The sequence below is a fragment of the Paenibacillus sanguinis 2301083 = DSM 16941 genome (assembly GCF_000374825.1).
Taxonomy (GTDB): domain Bacteria; phylum Bacillota; class Bacilli; order Paenibacillales; family Paenibacillaceae; genus Fontibacillus; species Fontibacillus sanguinis.
The window spans coordinates 217,986-236,469 of sequence record NZ_KB895381.1; the positions used below are offsets into that span (position 1 = coordinate 217,986).

Consider the following 18,484-nt stretch of genomic DNA (forward strand, 5'->3'; position numbering starts at 1 on the left):
CCTATTTATCCCTCCCTATCTCTAAAATAATCGTCATTGTAATCCCTATAACCGTCATGAAGACCCCCAGATCAAACAGCACTGCCGTGGCTAATTCGGTTTTGCCCAGGATCGGGAGGTAGAAGTAGCCGAAGGAATGACTTAAAAACGGTAGCTTGAAGAGGAAGGAACCAACTCCAGTCAAGGCAGCAACAAGCAAGCCCGCAGCAGTCAATTTTCTAAAGTTCAGAGGAATGACCTGTTGAATCGTGTCAAGGCCAGAGACCATAGTAAGCAGTATGAGTGCGGCTGAGGTCATTAAGGCTCCGATAAATCCTCCTCCAGGTTGATGATGTCCGGCAAAGAACAGATAAAATGAGAACGTGATAATGATCAATACAGCCACACTCGAAATAGTTCTTAATATGACATTGTTGCTGTATGCCAGCCACGGAACAGGACTCCTTGAAGGCGTCTCATCGTTCTTCTCCAGATTAAGCCGGATCAAGGCATAAATACCTAATGAAGCGATGCCTAGCACCACAATTTCCAACATGGTATCGAAGCCCCGAAAATCGACGAGTATCACGTTGACCACATTTTTGCCACCCGCGAGCTCATAGCTGAATTTCAAATAGTAATCGGATATCGACTCAAACATTTTACTTCCGCTGACTTTAAGTGAAATCAGTGTCATCAATGTACCCACTCCAACGGCGATAAGCAGGTTCATCCATTTAAAGGAGCGTTTAGCCGATTCCAGCTTTCTTTTTGGCAAATGATAAAAGCAAAGGAGGAACAAGACACCCGAAACGGTCTCGATGATCATTTGGGTCAAGGCTAAATCGGGTGCTCGGAAAATCACGAAAAATAAAGTAACGATATATCCGGAGGCGCTTGTCAAAATAATGGCCATCATTCTTGAGCGAACAAAAGGGATGGAGACCACTACTATGATCAGGGCCAGATTGACAATTAGTTCGTAAGCTGACACCGAAGCAAGGGATTCAAACGGAATCGCAAATGAGTCTGTTCTAAATAACATCCAACTGAGCGAGAGGATGAAGAAGGAAAATATGTAAATCAAGTAATGGCGCACAGACCCCGTCATATAGCTTTGTGTTAATGAGTTTGACCCTTTGTGGAAAAATTGAAGGCCGTTGTCAAAGGCCCAATTCAGCGAAATTTTATCTAGCAAAGGCTGATGAAGCGGCTTGAAGCGTTGATGTGCTAAATAGACCATCGTTCCCGCAAGGATAACGCCAAGCGTCATAAACAGTTCAGGTGTCCAGCCATGCCACATGGAGATGGACACTTCAAATCGTTCACCCGCAGTTAACAATCCCGGATGAATAGATGCCATGGCTGGTTCCAGAATCGAATACGACAACAGATTGGGAAATAGACCAAATACGACAGCTAAGGATGCCAAAATAACAGGCGCAAGCAGCAGCCCGATAGGGGCTTCATGTGGAGTTTTGCCAAGCTTGTCAATTTGAGCCGGTCCGGTAAACGTTCTGAATACAAAGATCATGCTATAACCAAAGGTGAACACACTGGCAATCCAGGCAACTAGCGGAATCAAAATACCTATGGTTTGCAGGTTCATCACATCCATTTTTGCAATGGATAACAAAGCGGTGTAGAACATTTCTTTACTTAAAAAGCCGTTAAACGGTGGTAAACCTGCCATGGATAAGGATCCGATCAAGGCGATGGAGAAGGTAATCGGCATGAGCGACATCAGTCCGCCTAACTTGCGGAGATCCCGAGTACCTGTCTCATGGTCGACAATACCAACGACCATAAATAATGAGCCCTTGAATATGGCGTGATTAATAAGATGGAATATGGCTGCCAGCGTGGCTGTGGTATAAACCAGTCCACCTTGCGTTCCGCTGTAGAAGGCTGCAGCAGAGCCTGCTCCCAGCAAGCTCATGATTAATCCCAATTGACTGATGGTTGAGAAGGCCAGAAGCGCCTTGAGATCTCGCTGCTTCATAGCACGGAATGAACCGTACAGCAGTGTGCAAAGCCCGACGGCGGTAACCACCCAGAACCAGGTTTTGCTCCCGGCGAATACAGGGCTCATGCGTGCAACCAGGTAAAGGCCGGCCTTTACCATAGTGGCAGAGTGCAGATAAGCACTGACTGGGGTAGGGGCTTCCATGGCATCGGGTAGCCAGATATGAAAAGGAAACTGGGCCGACTTGGTAAATGCCCCCAACAATACAAGCAGCATAGCCGGAATAAACAAGGCATGATTTGTAACCAGCTCCAGGCTGCCCATCATTTCCCGAATACTGAATGTGCCTGTCATTAGATACAACAAAATAAATCCGGCTAGCATAGCTAGGCCGCCAAACACCGTAATCAGCAGTGATTTGAACGCACCGTATCTTGACGTTTCCCGGTTATACCAAAAAGCAATCAGTAAAAACGAGGAGATGGTGGTTATTTCCCAAAAGCTGTACAGCACCATTAAATTATCGGATAATACGACGCCCAGCATCGCTCCCATAAAGAGCAATAAATAGGCGTAAAATGATTTCAGGGCTTCCCTGGTCTTATCCAGATAAAATATGGAATACAACACGACTAGGGTGCCCATGCCGCTAATCAGCAGAGCAAACAGCAAGCTTAGCCCATCCAATAGCACAGAGAATTCAACACCTAATGAGGGCATCCATGGAATGGTCACGTGCGTGGTGTGTCCGGATTGAACTTCTGGAATCTGCAGCAGGAAATACACAAATAAAACCAAGGGTACAGGAAGGACAAGCCATCCGGTATGGAAAGATTGCCGCAGTTTGTGGAAAAGGGTTAATAATGCGGCTGCCAGAAACGGTAGTAAAATAGCAACATGAAGCAGAGACACTTATTTTCCTCCTTGACCAAAAATTATAAATTCTTACATATTATTCCCGAAAAAACACAAAAAGAGCCCGCTGTTGGCAGGCTCCTCCGATAATCCAATAATTTAGTTATTTAACGTTTAACAACGATTTTAATATTATCGCGAGATGAAATAAATGTCAAACGAAATGGAATAAATAACCTGATTTAGCCTGTGGGGAATGAATGCTGCTTTGCAGGCAAAACTATTTAGCAAAGGAGGCTGATGTTCTGTGCTAAATAGTAAAATAGCAGTGAGTGTATTTGTATTTCTAGGCATTCAATTACTTGGCATGTATATAGCGAGTATGCAATCACAAGCAAGAACCCATGAACTTTTTGAAAATAGCTTGGTACAGTATTCCATTTTTCAAGTGCAGGCGGAGGATTTCTACGGGGATGTTTATTTGCCCTTTCAGCCACGGGAATACATCAGGATCAGAAAATAATGGGGTTGATATTGGATACATTTTCAGCAAGATGTTGAAATTATGAAGCGTAGAATTCCTCAATCGATTGTGATGCGAGCCTTGGCGGTCATGATTATATCGGTAAGTGTGGTAGTAGTCTCCACCTTTATGTTGAGTTTGAGCGAGCAGGGTCTGAATAGCAATTTTATGAATATTCTATTTGAAGTCACTTCGGCCTTCGGAACCGTCGGGCTGTCTATGGGGCTAACGCCAGACCTTTCTACCTTTGGCAAGCTGGTTATTATATTGACTATGTTTATCGGAAGGTTGGGGCCATTAACGCTAGCGTTTGCGTTATCGCAAAGAAACAACCAGGACAAATTCCGATATCCGGAGGAGAAGGTATTGATCGGTTAGAGGAGCTTGTTGGGGATTAAAGGCCGATTGATACGTTCATTCATTTGTTAAGGAACGCTAGTATAATGGTATATGTAAGCTATGAACCCAATGCAGAATAATTGATTCAAAGTAGTAGAAAACCGCTGAGCATTCGGAAATCCGTGCGCTGAGCGGTTTTTTTTGATAGATAATCATACATAGTATTTGGCCATTAAGCGATAAAATCATAGGGCCATGGAGAAGCCGACTCCAACAAGCACCATCTGAATCGGATGGTGATTCGTGACAACCTAGCGAAAAGGCTTGTAAAAATGACCAAATTAATTGATAATGATAATCGTTATCAGTATATTCGACTCACTTTTAACGTTTGGTCTGATTCAATAAATTGCTACAGGAATGAGAGGAATGCCAGATGAAAGCAAAATCCGAGGTGTCAGGACTATTTAAAATAGCGGGAGAGAAAAAGGGTTTGCTTATTGTAGCCAGCTTTTTCTCTGTTATTTCCAGTCTTCTGCAAATGGCTCCGTTTGTTGCGGTGTACAAGATTATTGAGGAATTGCTTATGCATGCTCGCGACCCTGTGAATATCGATAAGGATTTGATAATATTCTGGGGAATTGGTACTTTTGTTGCTTTGGCAGCTTCCTTGATTACCCTGTACATTGGTGGAATGTGCTCGCATATTGCGGCCTTCAACATCTTGTATCAAATCCGGGTGTGCCTGGCTGAACATGTAGCCAAAGTATCAATGGGATATCATACCAAAACGGCTACGGGCGAATTAAAGAAAATTATCGAGGTCAGTGTTGAGAAAATTGAGAATTTCATTGCCCATCAGCTGCCTGATTTGGTTAGTGGGATCGTTGTGCCCTTGCTAATGATCGGCTATCTGTTCTGGCTCGATTGGCGACTGGCGCTCGTGCTGCTTTTGCCGATTGCTGTCGGCTTCTGGCTGCAGGCTCGCATGTATGGCAGCGAAAATGGACAAAAGGCTTATCGTGATTTTCAATATGCGGTCGAAGAAATGAATGCCACGGGCGTGGAGTATGTGCGTGGCATGCCCGCCGTGAAGGTGTTCGGCATTACGGCGGATTCCTTCCTGACATTCAAGCAGGCCGTGGATAAATACCGTGATATTTCCTTGCGAATTACCGATTTGTGCAAGACCTCCTACAGCTTGTTTTTCGTTATTATCAGCTCTTTATTTGTGTTTATTGTGCCGGCGGGCATTTTAATTTTCAACGGAAATCCGGCTAATCAGTCCTTTGCCATTACCTTTATTCTATTTCTGATCGTAACGCCAAGCTTGTCGGCGCCGCTGCTGAAGCTGTTGCATCTGGGCGGGGGAATGCGGGAGATTGTGGAAGGCAATCGGCGCATCGAGGCTATCTTTGCCGAACCCGTTACCGTGGAGCCTGCGATGCCGCGCGTGCCTCAATCCTATGATGTGGTCTTTCATCAGGTGTCTTTTGCCTACGAGAGCCGGGAGAGCGAAGATTACAAGCCAGTGCTGTCCGGAATCAGCTTTACGGCCAGAGCCGGGGAAATGACGGCGCTCGTCGGACCTTCCGGTGGCGGGAAATCGACTATTGCCAATCTGCTTCTGCGCTTCTGGGAGGTTCAGGAGGGGGAGATTACGATCGGAGGCGTGCCGATTCGGGAGATGGGTACGGAGAAACTGATGGATGTCGTGTCCTTTGTGTTTCAGGATGTGCATCTTTTTTACGATACTATTGAAGAGAATATTAGGATGGGTAATACGACGGCTACTCACGATGAGGTTGTTCAAGCGGCGAAAACCGCATGCTGTCATGATTTTATTGTACAGCTTGAGGAGGGCTACAATACGAAAATCGGCGAAGGCGGCACCTATTTATCGGGCGGTGAAGCGCAGCGAATTTCCATTGCCCGCGCACTGCTGAAGAATGCGCCGATTTTGGTGCTAGATGAAGCAACGGCTTATGCCGACGCGGAGAACGAATACAAAATTCAACAAGGTCTCGTTGAACTGGTGAAGGGGAAAACAGTGCTCATTATCGCGCATCGATTGTCCACTATTCGCGGAGCAGAGCAAATTCTTGTAGTGAACCGCGGGAAAATTGTCGAGCGCGGCACCCATGAAGAGCTTCGGGAGCAGCAGGGACTATATGAGCAGCTATGGCAGGCTCATATCAGCGCCGCCTCCTGGAAGCTGGGACAAGCGGAGCGTCTGCAGTCCGGCATGAAGGAGGGTATGGATGATGTTTAAATATTTCCACAATATATCGGGCGGCAACATACGCAGTTTAGGCCCGGCTACGTTTGCTGCACTGCTGGACGGAATTGTGAAGATCGTTCCGGCGGCGCTGCTGGTAGATATGTTTAACACAATTTACCGGTTCTTCGCCGAGCCGGGAGCAGAGTTGAATGTCGGGCGCCTTTGGCTGGTTAGCCTTGTTTTACTCGCCTGGCTGGCTGTGCAGTATGCAGCGTACACCTCGCTTTACGACAAGACGTATAAGGTTGCCTATAGTGTGGCAGCCACAGGGCGCCTATCCTTGGCCGAGCATATCCGTCATCTTTCTCTCGGCTTTTTCGGGAAGCGTGATCCGGGGGATATTACAAACCTGCTTCTTGGGGATTATGGACAGGTCGAGCACACGATCTCGCACAATGTTCCCCAATTAATTAGTGCGGTTATGCTGCCCGTCATTGCCCTGATCGGGATGGTTTTTCTGGATTGGAAAATGGCGCTGGCGATGTTTGTGGCGATTCCGTTTGGCTTGCTGCTGCTTTGGCTTACCGACTCGCTGCAGGCGAGGCTGAGCGAGAATCATGTGAAGGCTAAAAATGAGGCGGCCAGCCGTCTGCAAGAATATTTAGCAGGAATTCGTGAAATTAAGGCGCACAACATTGGCGGCAAGCGCTTTGAGCGTCTGCGGCAGTCCTTTGATCAATTAAAGCGCGCCTCGATCTCCCTGGAAGGGGTTATGGGTCCGATGATTATGGGGGCGATGATGCTGGCTCGTTCCGGCATGACGCTGATGATTCTGGTCGGCAGCTATTTGCTGGTGGGCGGTGAGTTGACGCTTTCCGCATTCTTGCTGTTCCTGCTGGTAGGGACCAAGGTGTTTGAGCCTTTGACTGCCGTACTTATGAATTATGGTGAAATGCGCTATTCCGCCTATAGTGCGCAGCGGATTATGGATGTGCAGCAGGAGGCTCCGCTGCAAGGCACAGCTAACGTTCAACCCCATGCCCCTATTGAGTTTGATCACGTCACCTTTGGTTATGATAACGACAAGCCGGTGCTTCGGGATTTGTCCTTCCGGATTGAACCCAATACGATCACCGCGCTGGTCGGGCCGTCGGGAAGCGGCAAAAGCACGGTCACACGCTTGCTGGCCCGCTTTTGGGACATTCAGGCCGGAGAAATTCGCATCGGGGGCACGGAAATTCAAACGATGGACCCCTCCTGCAAGGAGCCGACAATTGTGATACTACTCACGCTTGTTGGCTCTATGTCTGCTCCTGACTGTTGACAGAACAATGTTCTGTAGATACGATGATCACAGAACATTGTTCTGTTAATAAGGAGGGTGTCATGTCTCGCATTGTCAAAGCACCAGATTTAAGGCGGCAGGAACTGATTGCAATTGCTTTGAAGCAATTTTTAGAAAACGGCTACGAAAAAACGTCTGTTCGCTCTATTTTGAAAGAAGCGGACGGGGAAATCGGCATGTTTTATCACTACTTTAAAGCCAAGAATGAGATCTACGAAGCGGCTTTAGAACACTATAATGAGAAGTACATTTCCAAATGCACTGAAATTATTAACTCTGCCAGCTTGAGCTTTGAAGAGAAGCTAGATCATATATTTACCCGCCTGCCAGAATCTATTGCCGAGTATACTCAGATGCATGCCGAAAACCTGAATCCCGAAATTATGATCGTATTGCTTTCCAGAACATTGCTAAAAATGGTTCCTTTACTTGAACAGATGATTCTTGATGGCTTGGAAAAGAATATCATGAACACGCCAGTACCTAATATTCATCTGTTAAGTCAATTTATTCTGTTTGGTATAAGCGCTGTTGTACACGACACTGAAGTGAATTCTATGGAAGAGAAATTCAGCCATATCAAAGCCCTCCTTTCTAAAATTCTGGATACAAAGATGGGGGAGGTATAAGATGCATATCTATACCGAACGTCATATTTTGCGAAACCCTTCACTCACTGTTTTGATGAAAATTAGCGTCGATGGGCATTTTGATGAACCACGCTTTGAAAAGGCATTACTGAGCTTGAAAAGTGTTCACCCGCTGCTATATTCATCCGTTAGCATGGATCATGACGGAGTAGCTTATTATCGTGAAAATTCTGTTCAACGGCTTGAGTTGCAGTGTGCTATACGTGAGCGGCAAAATCAATGGCTGGAGGTCGCAGAAGCCGAGAACAAGCGTCCATTTAACTGTGAACAAGGGCCACTTGCTCGATTCTTCGTGTTTTACAGTAAAACGGACTTTGATATTCTTGCCGTTGTTCACCATTTGATTGGCGACGGTGACGCGATTGCCCGTTTGCTGAGAGACGTGGTAGCTGCTTATGCAGGCATCGATTTGCCACATCAAGAGCAAGTACTCATTTCAAGTCGAGATGATTTTCCACAGAGTGCAACACCGACTTTCCTTGTCAAAGCATTTACCCGATCCATCCATAAAATGTGGCATAAAGGGAAGCAACCCAGTTTTGGAGAACATGAATATCAACAAATGTTTGGCGATTATCAGCAATTAGTGGATATTAGGTTAGCGTATTTAACGATAAACGCCAAGGAGATAAATAACTTGCATCAAGCATGTAAAGCGCATGGCGTAACCCTAAATGAAGCAATTGTCACAGCATTTATTGGGGCTATGCAAAAAAAATGTGCTCATCCAAGCAATAAAAAAATGGTGGTCGGGATTCCGATAAATATGAGGAAACATCTTTTATTGCCCACTGAGGATTGCTTGGGCAATTTTGCTTCGGCTGTTACCATCAATGAACGCTACGATGCCCGAAAAGATTTTTGGCAAAATGCTGCTCAGGTACGAAGCAAGCTGAGCTCAAAGTTGAAATCAGCCAAGGCGCCGTGGGTGCTCTTGAATTTGTATGCACTTTTAAATCCTTTGCTTATTGATGCTATGTATTTTGCCGCTTATGGCAAATGCGAGGATAAGGCAGCCAAAAAAGCGGCGGCTATGCTTTCACTTGATAATCCCTCCTCTACAGCAATATCTAATCTTGGACGGTTGAATTTTGATTGCCGGATGGGTTCATGCCACATTCGTGATATGGTATTTTTTGCGCCCAAAGCCCCGGGCAGCTATGTTGTGCTTGGAGTTGTTACCTTAGGCAATACAATGCAAATTGGATTTAGCTATGATCGAAAGAAAATATCTTCGGATACGCTGGAAAATGTCAGCTCAACGCTACAAGAATGGCTGAGGACGCTCCGATAAAGTCGTGAAAGAGTAAGCAAAACCTAAAAACCATCCTGTCGGATGTGTTCACGCTGACAGGATGGTTTCCTTTTAGGGATGTATGCTCTTATTGCTTGCTGTACTTACTTCTTGCTAGCTCTGTTGCTTCCACCATGACGCGCAAGGCGGCAACGGTTTCTTCGTATTTCCGCGTTTTAAGACCACAGTCCGGATTGATCCAGAACTGATCTGGACTCAGCACGTTCAAGGCCCGGTCAATCATGACGCTCATTTCCTCGATTGAAGGCACCCGTGGACTGTGAATATCGTAAACGCCAAGCCCGATTCCCTTGTCATAGGTATTTTCTTCAAAGCTGCCGATCAGCTCCCCATGACTACGCGAGGTTTCGATAGAGATAACATCGGCATCCAGCGCATCGATCGAATCGATAATATCGTGGAATTCACTATAGCACATATGCGTATGCACCTGGGTCTCGCTTTTGACGGTGGAAGTGGACAGGCGGAATGCCTTGACCGCCCATTCCAGGTAGGCAGCCCATTGCTCACGCTTCAGCGGCAGACCTTCCCGCAGAGCCGGTTCATCGACCTGGATCATCCCGATGCCGGCAGCTTCCAGAGCTTCTACCTCTTGCCGCAAGGCCAGGGCGATTTGATAGGCTACTTCTTCGCGGGATTTGTCATCCCGCACGAAGGACCAGTTCAAGATCGTGACCGGCCCGGTCAGCATTCCCTTTACCGGCTTGTCAGTCAAGGATTGGGCATAAACAGTCTCGGCTACGGTGATCGGAGCCGTCCACTCGACATCGCCATAGATAATCGGCGGCTTCACGCAACGAGAGCCATAGGATTGCACCCATCCATTCGCTGTAAAGGCAAACCCGGCAAACTTCTCACCGAAAAATTCCACCATATCGGTTCGTTCAAATTCTCCATGTACAAATACATCCAGTCCCAGGTCATCCTGAATCTTGATCCATTCTGTGATCTGATCTTGGATAAACGCCTCGTACCGTTCGTTGCTCCACTCGCCCTTGCGCCATTTTTGCCGTGCGCTGCGAACCTCCGGCGTTTGCGGGAAGCTGCCGATTGTAGTCGTTGGCAGCAGCGGCAGGTTCCAGCGCTTCTCCTGAATACCACGGCGCACAGCATAGCTGTCCGGACGTGATGTGGGCTGGGAAGCCAGTCCGGCAATTTTTGCTTCGACTTGCGCGCGATGGCGATCGCTTGATTGCTGCAACGCCTGACGCGCCTGTTCAACAGCCGCCGCTTCGTTGCGGATCGCCTCGTAACCGGACTGTCCGGCTTTAGCCAGCAGCACAAGCTCCTCCAGCTTCTCCTCGGCGAAGGCAAGTGCTCCGCGCAGCACAGGGTCCAGCTTCTGCTCGCCCGCTGTACTGAATGGTACGTGCAACAGCGTTGAGGAAGGCTGAATGAGTAGCTGGTCGGCAGCGACCGCTTCGGTCAACACATGCAGAACATCCAGCTTGCCCTTGAGGTCCGCCCGCCAAATGCTGCGGCCATCGATCAGTCCGGCGCCGAGCAGCTTGTCTTGCGGGAAGCCATGCTCACGGATCGACTGCAAGTTACGTCCATGATCATGGACGAAGTCCAGACCGATACCATGAACCGGCAGGTCTGTGACTGCCTTATAATGATCCACCGCTTCAAAGTAAGTCTGCAGGAACAGCTTGATGCCCGGTGCTTCCTGGGTCAGCTTGTTATAGATTTGGCTAACTTGCCCGATTTCTTCATCGGAGAGCGAGACGCATAGGATTGGCTCATCTATTTGTACCCATTCCGCGCCCTCTGCCGCCAGTTCTTGCAAGACTTGAATATATAAAGGCAGCAACCGGTCGATCCAGGCCTGGAGCTGGTCTGGACTATAGCCCTTGGACAGCTTGAGGAAGGTGTAGGGACCAACTATGACGGGTCTTCCTTCAATGCCAAGCTCAGCTTTGGCTTCACGATAAGCCTCAAGTGGCAGATTGCGAGTGAGCTTCGGCTGAAGCTCCCCTAGCTCTGGCACAATATAATGATAGTTCGTATTGAACCATTTGGTCATTTCAAAGGCAGCGGCATCCCGATTGCCTCTGGCCATAGCGTAGTACACGGACAAGTCCGGAGTACCGCCCGTATAACCAAATCTTTGCGGAATCAGACCAAACATCACAGCCAAATCCAGGATATGGTCATAATACGTAAAGTCTCCTACCGGAATGACTTCAACACCCTTGTCTTGTTGCAGCTTCAAATTGCCGAGCCGAATGCGCTTTAGCTCTGCGTGCAGGTCTTGCTCCTCCAGCTTGCCGGACCAGAATGCCTCCAGCGCTTTTTTCCATTCACGATTACGTCCTATACGGGGGAACCCCAGGTTTGCGCTCTTCATATGTGTCTCCACTCCTTAGATCGTTATCCTCATTAAATTGATAGGAATAAGATACCACACTTTATCGCTCATAGAGTAAGTCTAATAAGCTATTGCCTGTTATAGCTAAAAGCTATATCAACGTCCTTCATGCTGCACCGTTTCCTCCAACGCTTCAATATAAGCGGCTCCCAGCTTGGTCAACTTGGCATTGCGATGGCAAATCCAGCCGACATTGATCGTTTCATTACTAGCCAGCGGCACCGGAATAATCTCATTACCGTTTAGATCAGAACTGAGTACCCCCGTGGAGATCGTGTATCCGTTAAGTCCAATCAACAGATTGAACAGAGTGGCCCGGTCGTTGACCTTGATGCTTTTGCGGTGAGTCAGTGTGCTCAGAATTTCCTCGGCAAAATGAAATGAGTTGAATTCCCCCTGCTCGAAGTAAAGATACGGATATTCCTCTAATTGCTCCAGCGTTACGATCGGATGCTGTGCCAAGGGATTGCGAATACTGACGAAGACATGGGCTTTGGCTTTGAACAGGCTGTTAAAAATAAGATTGCCATCGTTAAGCAGGCGGTTGATCACCTTGGAGTTGAACTCGTTAATATAAAGGATGCCAATTTCGCTGCGCTGGCTCTTTACGTCATTGATGATCTCATGAGTTTTCGTCTCGCGGAAGGCTAATTCATATTCATCCTGCCCGTATTCATCCACCAGCTTCACGAAGGCGTTGACCGCGAAAGCGTAATGCTGTGTGGAGACGGAAAAATGCTGCGGCGATGGCTTGGCGTTGAGATATTGATTCTCCAGCAGCTCGGCCTGCTCAATCACCTGTCTGGCGTAAGCGAGAAATTCGGCCCCTTCCTTGGAGAGCAGGATTCCCTTGTTCGTCCGCTCAAAGATGGTGACACGAATGTTTTCCTCCAACTCGCGGATCGCATTGGAGAGGCTGGGCTGCGAAATGAACAGGCGCCGGGCCGCTTCATTCATGGACCCCCGGTTAGCTACCTCTATAACGTAACGGAGCTGCTGCAACGTAATCTTCACGCAGATGTCCCCTTTCTTTACTATTGTAGCTTTCCTTCAAAAAGCTTTGAGCTTCTTCAGAATCATTTTCTTCGCTTGCTTGTTATGCTAATCTTTATTTCACTTATTAGACTAGCTTTATAATATCACACAGCGGCAGACTCTTTCCTGGTTCCAGTGGGGAAATTAAGGAGGAGCCAATCAATTTTGTGTTAGGAAATATAACATATAAAAGCGTAAAACCCGTTCATTTTGTCCTGATGGCATAAAAACTACCATACAAAACCTCCATTTTAAATAAAAACGACTAATATATATTGACATGGTCGGAAAACAGGGATATAGTGAGAAAAAGTTTCTTAATGGTATAAGGTGTGAACCTTAGATCTTTCTGAATTTAGATGAACGGGTGTGATGCTGTGTCCTTGAATCTGCCATTGCAATTTGAGAAGGTAACCTCCAAGAAAATTAGCGACTTTATCTTCGGTCAATTGGAAGAAGCCATTATATTGAAGGAACTCAAGAGTGAGGAGCAAATTCCTTCGGAACGGGAACTGGCCGTTATATTTGGAGCGAGCCGTCTGGCGGTGCGCGAAGCGCTGGCCCAACTGGAAGAGCTGGGACTGGTAGAGAAGCGTGTTGGCGCGAAGGGCGGAACCTTTATTTTGCCGCTAACGCTGAATTCACACCGACGTAATCGGGAAGAACTGATTAGGAACTGGAATGCGCTGTTGGAGGTCTTCGAGTACCGGACCATCGTAGAGCCGCAGGCGGCTTATTTAGCCGCCCGGAAGATGACCGATGAGGCCCTCGGCAAGCTGAAGGAATATATTGAGGCAAGTGCCGATCCCGATTGTCCCCGTGAGACCTTCCGGGCGCTGGATGTACAGATCCATCTGAGCGTGGCCAAGGCTTCCGCGAATGCATACTTGTATCGTTCAATCCGGCAGATTCGCACCAAGATCAACCCTGCGCTGGATTTAATGCCTTATAATGATGCGATTCGTTCGCATAATAACGAGGAGCACCAGGCGTTGTATCAGGCTTTGTCCCGGCGCGACGCCGAGGCTTCCAGAGCTATCATGTTCCGACATATCAGTCAGTCGGCTGATGCCATATACTCACGAATATTCGAGGAGCGAGAGGATACTCTCCCAACGCAGAACTCGACACTCACATCAAGATCATAAGGAGGCAGAACCGTTTTGAATATGGACGAGCTGCTGCAACAATCACAACAACTGCAAGAACAATTGATTGCCTGGAGAAGAGATTTCCACCAACACCCGGAAACGGCTTACGAGGAGCTTCGCACTGCTGCTGCCGTAGAGCAGCATTTGCGGGGGCTGGGTCTGGAGGTTACCGCCGGTATAGGCAGAACCGGGGTTGTGGCTCTGCTCCGCGGTGAGGAGCCTGGTCCGACAATCGGCTTGCGGGCTGACATGGACGCTCTGCCAATTCAGGATCAGAAGACTGCGGATTATGCCTCGCGGACACCGGGGAAGGCCCATCTGTGTGGACATGATGCCCATACTTCTATGCTGATGGGGGCGGCCAAGCTGCTTACCGAATACGGCAAGCCGAAGCGGGGCAATATTAAGTTTATTTTCCAGCCTGCGGAAGAGGGGTATGCCGGGGCCAAGGCCATGATGGACGACGGTGTGCTGGACAATCCGAAGGTGGATGTTATGGTTGGCCTGCATGTGTATCCTGGCTTGCCTACAGGCGCTATCGGAGGCAATAAAGGCGTGGCCTTTGCTTCTGCCGATCCTATCGAGATCGAGATTATTGGCAGCGGAGGTCATGCCGCGAGACCCCACGAGGGGATCGATGCGATCGCCGCTGCTGCACAAGTGGTCACGGCATTGCAAAATGTGACCAGCCGCATGGTCGACCCGCTGGAGCCAGCCGTGGTCACCATCGGTACCATTCACGGCGGAGACATGGCGACGGCCATCGCTTCGTCCGTGCGGATGACGGGAACCGTAAGGACCCTCTCTCCGCAGGTACGCAAACAAATGCCGACCCTCATTGAGAGAGCGGTCAAGGGAGCTTCCCAAACATTAGGAGCGGATTACAAATTCTCCTATGAGGCCAGCTATCCGCCGGTTATGAATGACGAGAAGATGGTGGATTTCGTCATGGAGACCAGCGAGAAGCTCTTCGGCAAGTCGGTGTGGACGCCGCTCAAGCCTTCTACAGGCGGTGAGGACTTCGCGTTCTACTCTGAAGCCGTACCTAGCGTATTTTTCCGTCTTGGCGTCAATGCCGGCGAGGAGCGGACCAGCTATCCGCTGCATCATCCGATGTTCGACCTTGATGAGAAGGCGATGCCTCATGGAGTGGCCTTGTTGTCTTCCATTGCACTGGCGTATTTAGAACTTACTTGATAACTAGGGGGCATACACGTGAAGAAAACATGGATAAAGAGTATTACAGCAATCGTGTTGGTGATGTTGGTGGTCTCGGGTTGCGGCAGTGCTGCAAACAATCCGGTGGCAGACCCGGGTGCGAACAATACAAGTCCTAATAACGGAACGCTGACCATTGCGAATGCTACGGATATTGAAAGCTTTGATTTTCACAACAATAACACCACGGTCAGTGAGTCTGTTCTGGTGAATATGTTTGATTACCTGCTCAAAAATGATAATGATGGCAACAAGCTGCCGGTTCTTGCGAGTTCCTGGGAACAGGTAGATGATACAACATGGAGATTTGTGCTTCGTGACGACGTCACCTTCCATAACGGAGATCCGTTTACAGCGGCAGATGTCAAATTCACGCTGGAGCGCGTAGCCACGGATGGCACGCTGAAGCAAAATTCGCTGTACAAGCAAATTAGTGCGGTGAATATTGTGGATGATCATACGGTAGATATCGTGACCGATGGTCCGGACCCCCTCTTGTTAAACCGTTTGTCGCGGATGGGCGCGGGGATGTTGCCTTCAAAATATATCGAAGAAAAGGGCATGGATGAATTTTTGAAGGCTCCTGTAGGTACCGGGCCTTACAAATTCGGAAGCTGGCAACGCGATGACCGGGTTGAGCTCTTGAAGAATGAGAATTATTTTGGCGATGCGCCTAAATGGGACAAGGTGGTCTTCCGTGCCATTCCTGAAGCCTCTACCCGTGTCTCTGAATTGTTGACCGGTGGGGTGGATATTATCGCTTCGGTTCCATCCACAGATGTGGGTCGCATCGAGAGTGAGGGCATGAAGGTGGTAACCGCCCCGATTCAGCGGGTTCTCCAGCTTATTCTGCGCCATACAGAAGGTACGCCAACGGCTGATCCCCGGGTTCGCGAGGCGATTGATCTGGCAATTGACAAAAAGGCGATTGTCGACAGCATTGCCGGAGGTGCAGGCATTCTGACCCGTACCTCGGTGACACCGGGCAACTTTGGCGCCGATCCAAGTCTATACGAGCAATCCTTGTATGATCCGGAGCAAGCCAAGCAATTGCTGCAAGATGCCGGGTATGCTAACGGTGGTCCCGAGGTCTCCATGTCGGTTCAATCACAATACAGCGAATATGCTCAGGTCGTAGCAGCTATGCTGACAGAGGTAGGCTTCAAGGTGAATCTGGACGTATTGGAGGCCAGCACCTTCAGCGAGAAGATGACCTCCAAGACCTTTGGCGAGATGTTTATGATCGGAATTGGCAACTCCATGAACGATGCTTCCAATAACTACACCCGCTATTTGGCGGAGCGCGCCAAGGGTGAAACGGATTATAACAATCCGAAGGTTGAAGAACTGCTGCAAGCCGCTGCACAAAACATGAATCCCGAAGAACGCGAGAAGCAATACCAGCAGGTTCAACAGATCTTCGCCGATGAGCGTCCAGCAGTATATCTGTTCCAGATGGAAGGCATGTATGGCGTAGGGGCGAAGGTGGATTTCTCGCCACGCCGGGATGAAATGTATTTTGTGGATGAGATTGCACCGAAAAACGAATTGAACTAGGCAGCGGGAAGCGGGCGGGAATCTTGATTCTCCGCCTGCTTCCCGTCCATTCACCGGGGAGGACGACGCTGTGGGCAAATTTATTGCGAAATCATTATTGCAAATGATACCTGTGCTCGTGTTGATTTCGCTGATTGTATTTATACTTGTTCGGGTTACCGGCGACCCGGTCGCCTTGATGCTTCCCGAGACGGCGACGGATGAGGACAGGGCTTTGCTTACGCAGGAACTGGGCTTGAACGAGCCGCTTTACAAGCAATACGGATTGTTTATCATGAATGCGGTCCAGGGCGATTTTGGTACTTCCTTTCGCTATAATCAGCCAGCATTGCCGCTTGTGCTGGAGCGGTTGCCTGCCAGCTTTGAATTGGCGGTAGCGGCTATGGTATTTGCCATCGTCATTGCCGTGCCTGCGGGCATTTGGTCAGCAGTCAAACGCAATACCTTCTCCGATTTGTTCATCTCGGGGTTCTCTGTATTGGGCAAGGCCATGCCTAACTTCTGGATGGGGATCATGTTGATTTTGTTCTTGTCTGTCATTTTCAAGATCTTTCCCGTATCCGGACGAGGCGGCTTCAGCCATCTGGTTCTGCCCGCTGTAACGCTTGGTGTAGGTCTGGCGGCGCAAATGACGAGATTAATCCGCTCCAGCATGCTGGAGATTTTGAGTCAGGACTATATTCGTACGGCTCGCAGCAAGGGGATTGTGGAGGCGGTTGTGGTTGGCAAGCACGCCTTGCGCAATGGGCTTATACCCGTTGTAACGATTATGAGCCTGCAATTTACCAGCTTGATTGGCGGCACACTGATTACGGAGACGGTGTTCGCCTGGCCCGGTCTTGGCCAACTGCTGGTATCGGCGGTAAATACCCATGATATGGCGATTGTGCAGGCGGCTGTATTCGTAATTGCCGTATTCGTTATTTTGATGAACCTGCTAACGGACGTAGTCTATCGGCTGCTCGATCCACGCATCAAGTATAGCTAAGGAAGGGGGAGGATCATATTGGCAGCTTCATCATCTTCGTCATCAAATTTACAATTGCCCGGGACTGACGAGCTAGAACCTATCGCTGTGCGGCAGCGCGGCTTCAGGCATGTTCTCAGGCTTCTCTTGAAAAGTAAAACAGGCACCGTTGGTGCGGCATTAGTGCTGATTGTTGTGCTGATTGCCGTCTTTGCCCCTCTCCTGGCTACGCATAACCCGGGGCAGGTAGATCCGATTAATCGGCTTAAGCCTCCATCATGGCTTAACGAGGGAGCCAGCGGGCATTTGTTGGGAACAGATAATCTGGGGCGCGACATTTGGAGCCGGATTGTCTACGGGTCACGGGTATCCCTGATTGTGGGGATAGGCGCCGTCCTCGTATCCGGAGCGATTGGTGCGGTATTGGGCTTGCTGGCCGCCTATTACGGCCGTTGGGTAGACGCTTTGATTATGCGTGTGGCCGATGCCTTTATTGCCATCCCGACCATTTTGCTGATGCTGGTCGTGTTGGCTGTGGTGGGTCCTGGGCTAGGTACACTGATCTTCGTCATTGGATTTACGAATTGGGTGTCTTATGCCAGAGTGGTGCGCGGCGAGGTGCTGAGCATTAAGGAGCGGGATTTCGTCAAGGCAGCCAAGGCGGTCGGCTCCCGCAACAGCCGGGTAATCTTTCGACATATTCTGCCCAACGTGTTATCCTCCTTCATTGTGATATCGGGGATGAACGTGGCCACAACCATTATTCTGGAGGCTTCGCTGAGCTTCCTGGGCCTGGGCATTACGCCGCCGGATGTGTCCTGGGGCGGGATGCTGAGCGATGGACGCCAGTATGTGGCAACGAGCTGGTGGGTAGCCACCTTCCCTGGTATTGCTATTACGGTAACTGTGCTGGGCGTTATATTTCTGGGCGATTGGCTGCGTGATGTCCTGGACCCGCGGATGAAAGCTTAACGACTGAGTGTGAAGCAGAA

General features: G+C 48.9%; 13 protein-coding genes. 10 read left to right on the forward strand and 3 right to left on the reverse strand.

The annotated features are described in order from the left end of the window. Nucleotide 1 precedes the first annotated feature (1 nt). Nucleotides 2-2,857 (reverse strand): Na+/H+ antiporter subunit A, encoded by a 2,856-nt coding sequence (locus C557_RS0111840; RefSeq protein WP_018752081.1) that lies wholly within the window; start codon nucleotides 2,855-2,857, stop codon nucleotides 2-4. A 505-nt stretch (nucleotides 2,858-3,362) separates the two neighbouring features. Between C557_RS0111840 and C557_RS0111850 the strand changes: the two genes are divergently transcribed. The 5 genes from C557_RS0111850 (at nucleotide 3,363) to C557_RS0111870 (ending at nucleotide 9,172) form a co-directional block, all read left to right on the forward strand. Further along, complete coding sequence (locus C557_RS0111850; protein WP_276202656.1) at nucleotides 3,363-3,701, forward strand: potassium transporter TrkG; 339 nt, start codon at nucleotides 3,363-3,365, stop codon at nucleotides 3,699-3,701. 397 nt (nucleotides 3,702-4,098) lie between these two features. After that, the gene (locus C557_RS0111855) at nucleotides 4,099-5,934 is read left to right on the forward strand and encodes an ABC transporter ATP-binding protein (protein WP_018752084.1); all 1,836 of its coding nucleotides are present in this window, start codon (nucleotides 4,099-4,101) and stop codon (nucleotides 5,932-5,934) included. Further along, nucleotides 5,924-7,207 carry an ABC transporter ATP-binding protein gene (locus tag C557_RS23430; RefSeq protein ID WP_240472957.1) on the forward strand — a complete coding sequence of 428 codons (1,284 nt, stop codon included), beginning with the start codon at nucleotides 5,924-5,926 and terminating at the stop codon, nucleotides 7,205-7,207. The genes C557_RS0111855 and C557_RS23430 overlap by 11 nt, the downstream gene beginning before the upstream one ends. A gap of 62 nt (nucleotides 7,208-7,269) precedes the next feature. Further along, on the forward strand, nucleotides 7,270-7,857 hold the full coding sequence (locus C557_RS24185) for a TetR/AcrR family transcriptional regulator (RefSeq protein WP_018752086.1): 588 nt from the start codon (nucleotides 7,270-7,272) through the stop codon (nucleotides 7,855-7,857). 1 nt (nucleotide 7,858) lies between these two features. Beyond that, complete coding sequence (locus C557_RS0111870) at nucleotides 7,859-9,172, forward strand: condensation domain-containing protein (protein WP_018752087.1); 1,314 nt, start codon at nucleotides 7,859-7,861, stop codon at nucleotides 9,170-9,172. 88 nt (nucleotides 9,173-9,260) lie between these two features. Here C557_RS0111870 and metE read toward each other — a convergent pair whose 3' ends face one another. Both metE and C557_RS0111880 read right to left on the reverse strand, forming a co-directional pair. Then, nucleotides 9,261-11,543: a 5-methyltetrahydropteroyltriglutamate--homocysteine S-methyltransferase gene (gene metE, locus C557_RS0111875; RefSeq protein WP_018752088.1), complete on the reverse strand. Its 2,283-nt coding sequence runs from the start codon at nucleotides 11,541-11,543 to the stop codon at nucleotides 9,261-9,263. A gap of 117 nt (nucleotides 11,544-11,660) precedes the next feature. Further along, complete coding sequence (locus C557_RS0111880) at nucleotides 11,661-12,572, reverse strand: LysR family transcriptional regulator (protein ID WP_026263438.1); 912 nt, start codon at nucleotides 12,570-12,572, stop codon at nucleotides 11,661-11,663. Nucleotides 12,573-12,976: 404 nt separating this feature from the next. On the opposite strand from C557_RS0111880, the gene C557_RS0111885 reads away from it, so the two are divergent. From C557_RS0111885 to C557_RS0111905, 5 genes are all read left to right on the forward strand, one after another. After that, entirely contained in the window at nucleotides 12,977-13,747 is a 771-nt protein-coding gene (locus tag C557_RS0111885) for a FadR/GntR family transcriptional regulator (protein ID WP_154656222.1), read from the forward strand. A 15-nt stretch (nucleotides 13,748-13,762) separates the two neighbouring features. Beyond that, complete coding sequence (locus C557_RS0111890; protein ID WP_018752091.1) at nucleotides 13,763-14,947, forward strand: M20 metallopeptidase family protein; 1,185 nt, start codon at nucleotides 13,763-13,765, stop codon at nucleotides 14,945-14,947. A gap of 63 nt (nucleotides 14,948-15,010) precedes the next feature. Beyond that, on the forward strand, nucleotides 15,011-16,525 hold the full coding sequence (locus tag C557_RS0111895; protein ID WP_051082447.1) for an ABC transporter substrate-binding protein: 1,515 nt from the start codon (nucleotides 15,011-15,013) through the stop codon (nucleotides 16,523-16,525). A gap of 70 nt (nucleotides 16,526-16,595) precedes the next feature. Next, nucleotides 16,596-17,513 carry an ABC transporter permease gene (locus tag C557_RS0111900; RefSeq protein ID WP_018752093.1) on the forward strand — a complete coding sequence of 306 codons (918 nt, stop codon included), beginning with the start codon at nucleotides 16,596-16,598 and terminating at the stop codon, nucleotides 17,511-17,513. Nucleotides 17,514-17,594: 81 nt separating this feature from the next. After that, nucleotides 17,595-18,464: an ABC transporter permease gene (locus C557_RS0111905; RefSeq protein ID WP_240472960.1), complete on the forward strand. Its 870-nt coding sequence runs from the start codon at nucleotides 17,595-17,597 to the stop codon at nucleotides 18,462-18,464. The last annotated feature ends 20 nt before the right edge of the window (nucleotides 18,465-18,484 follow it).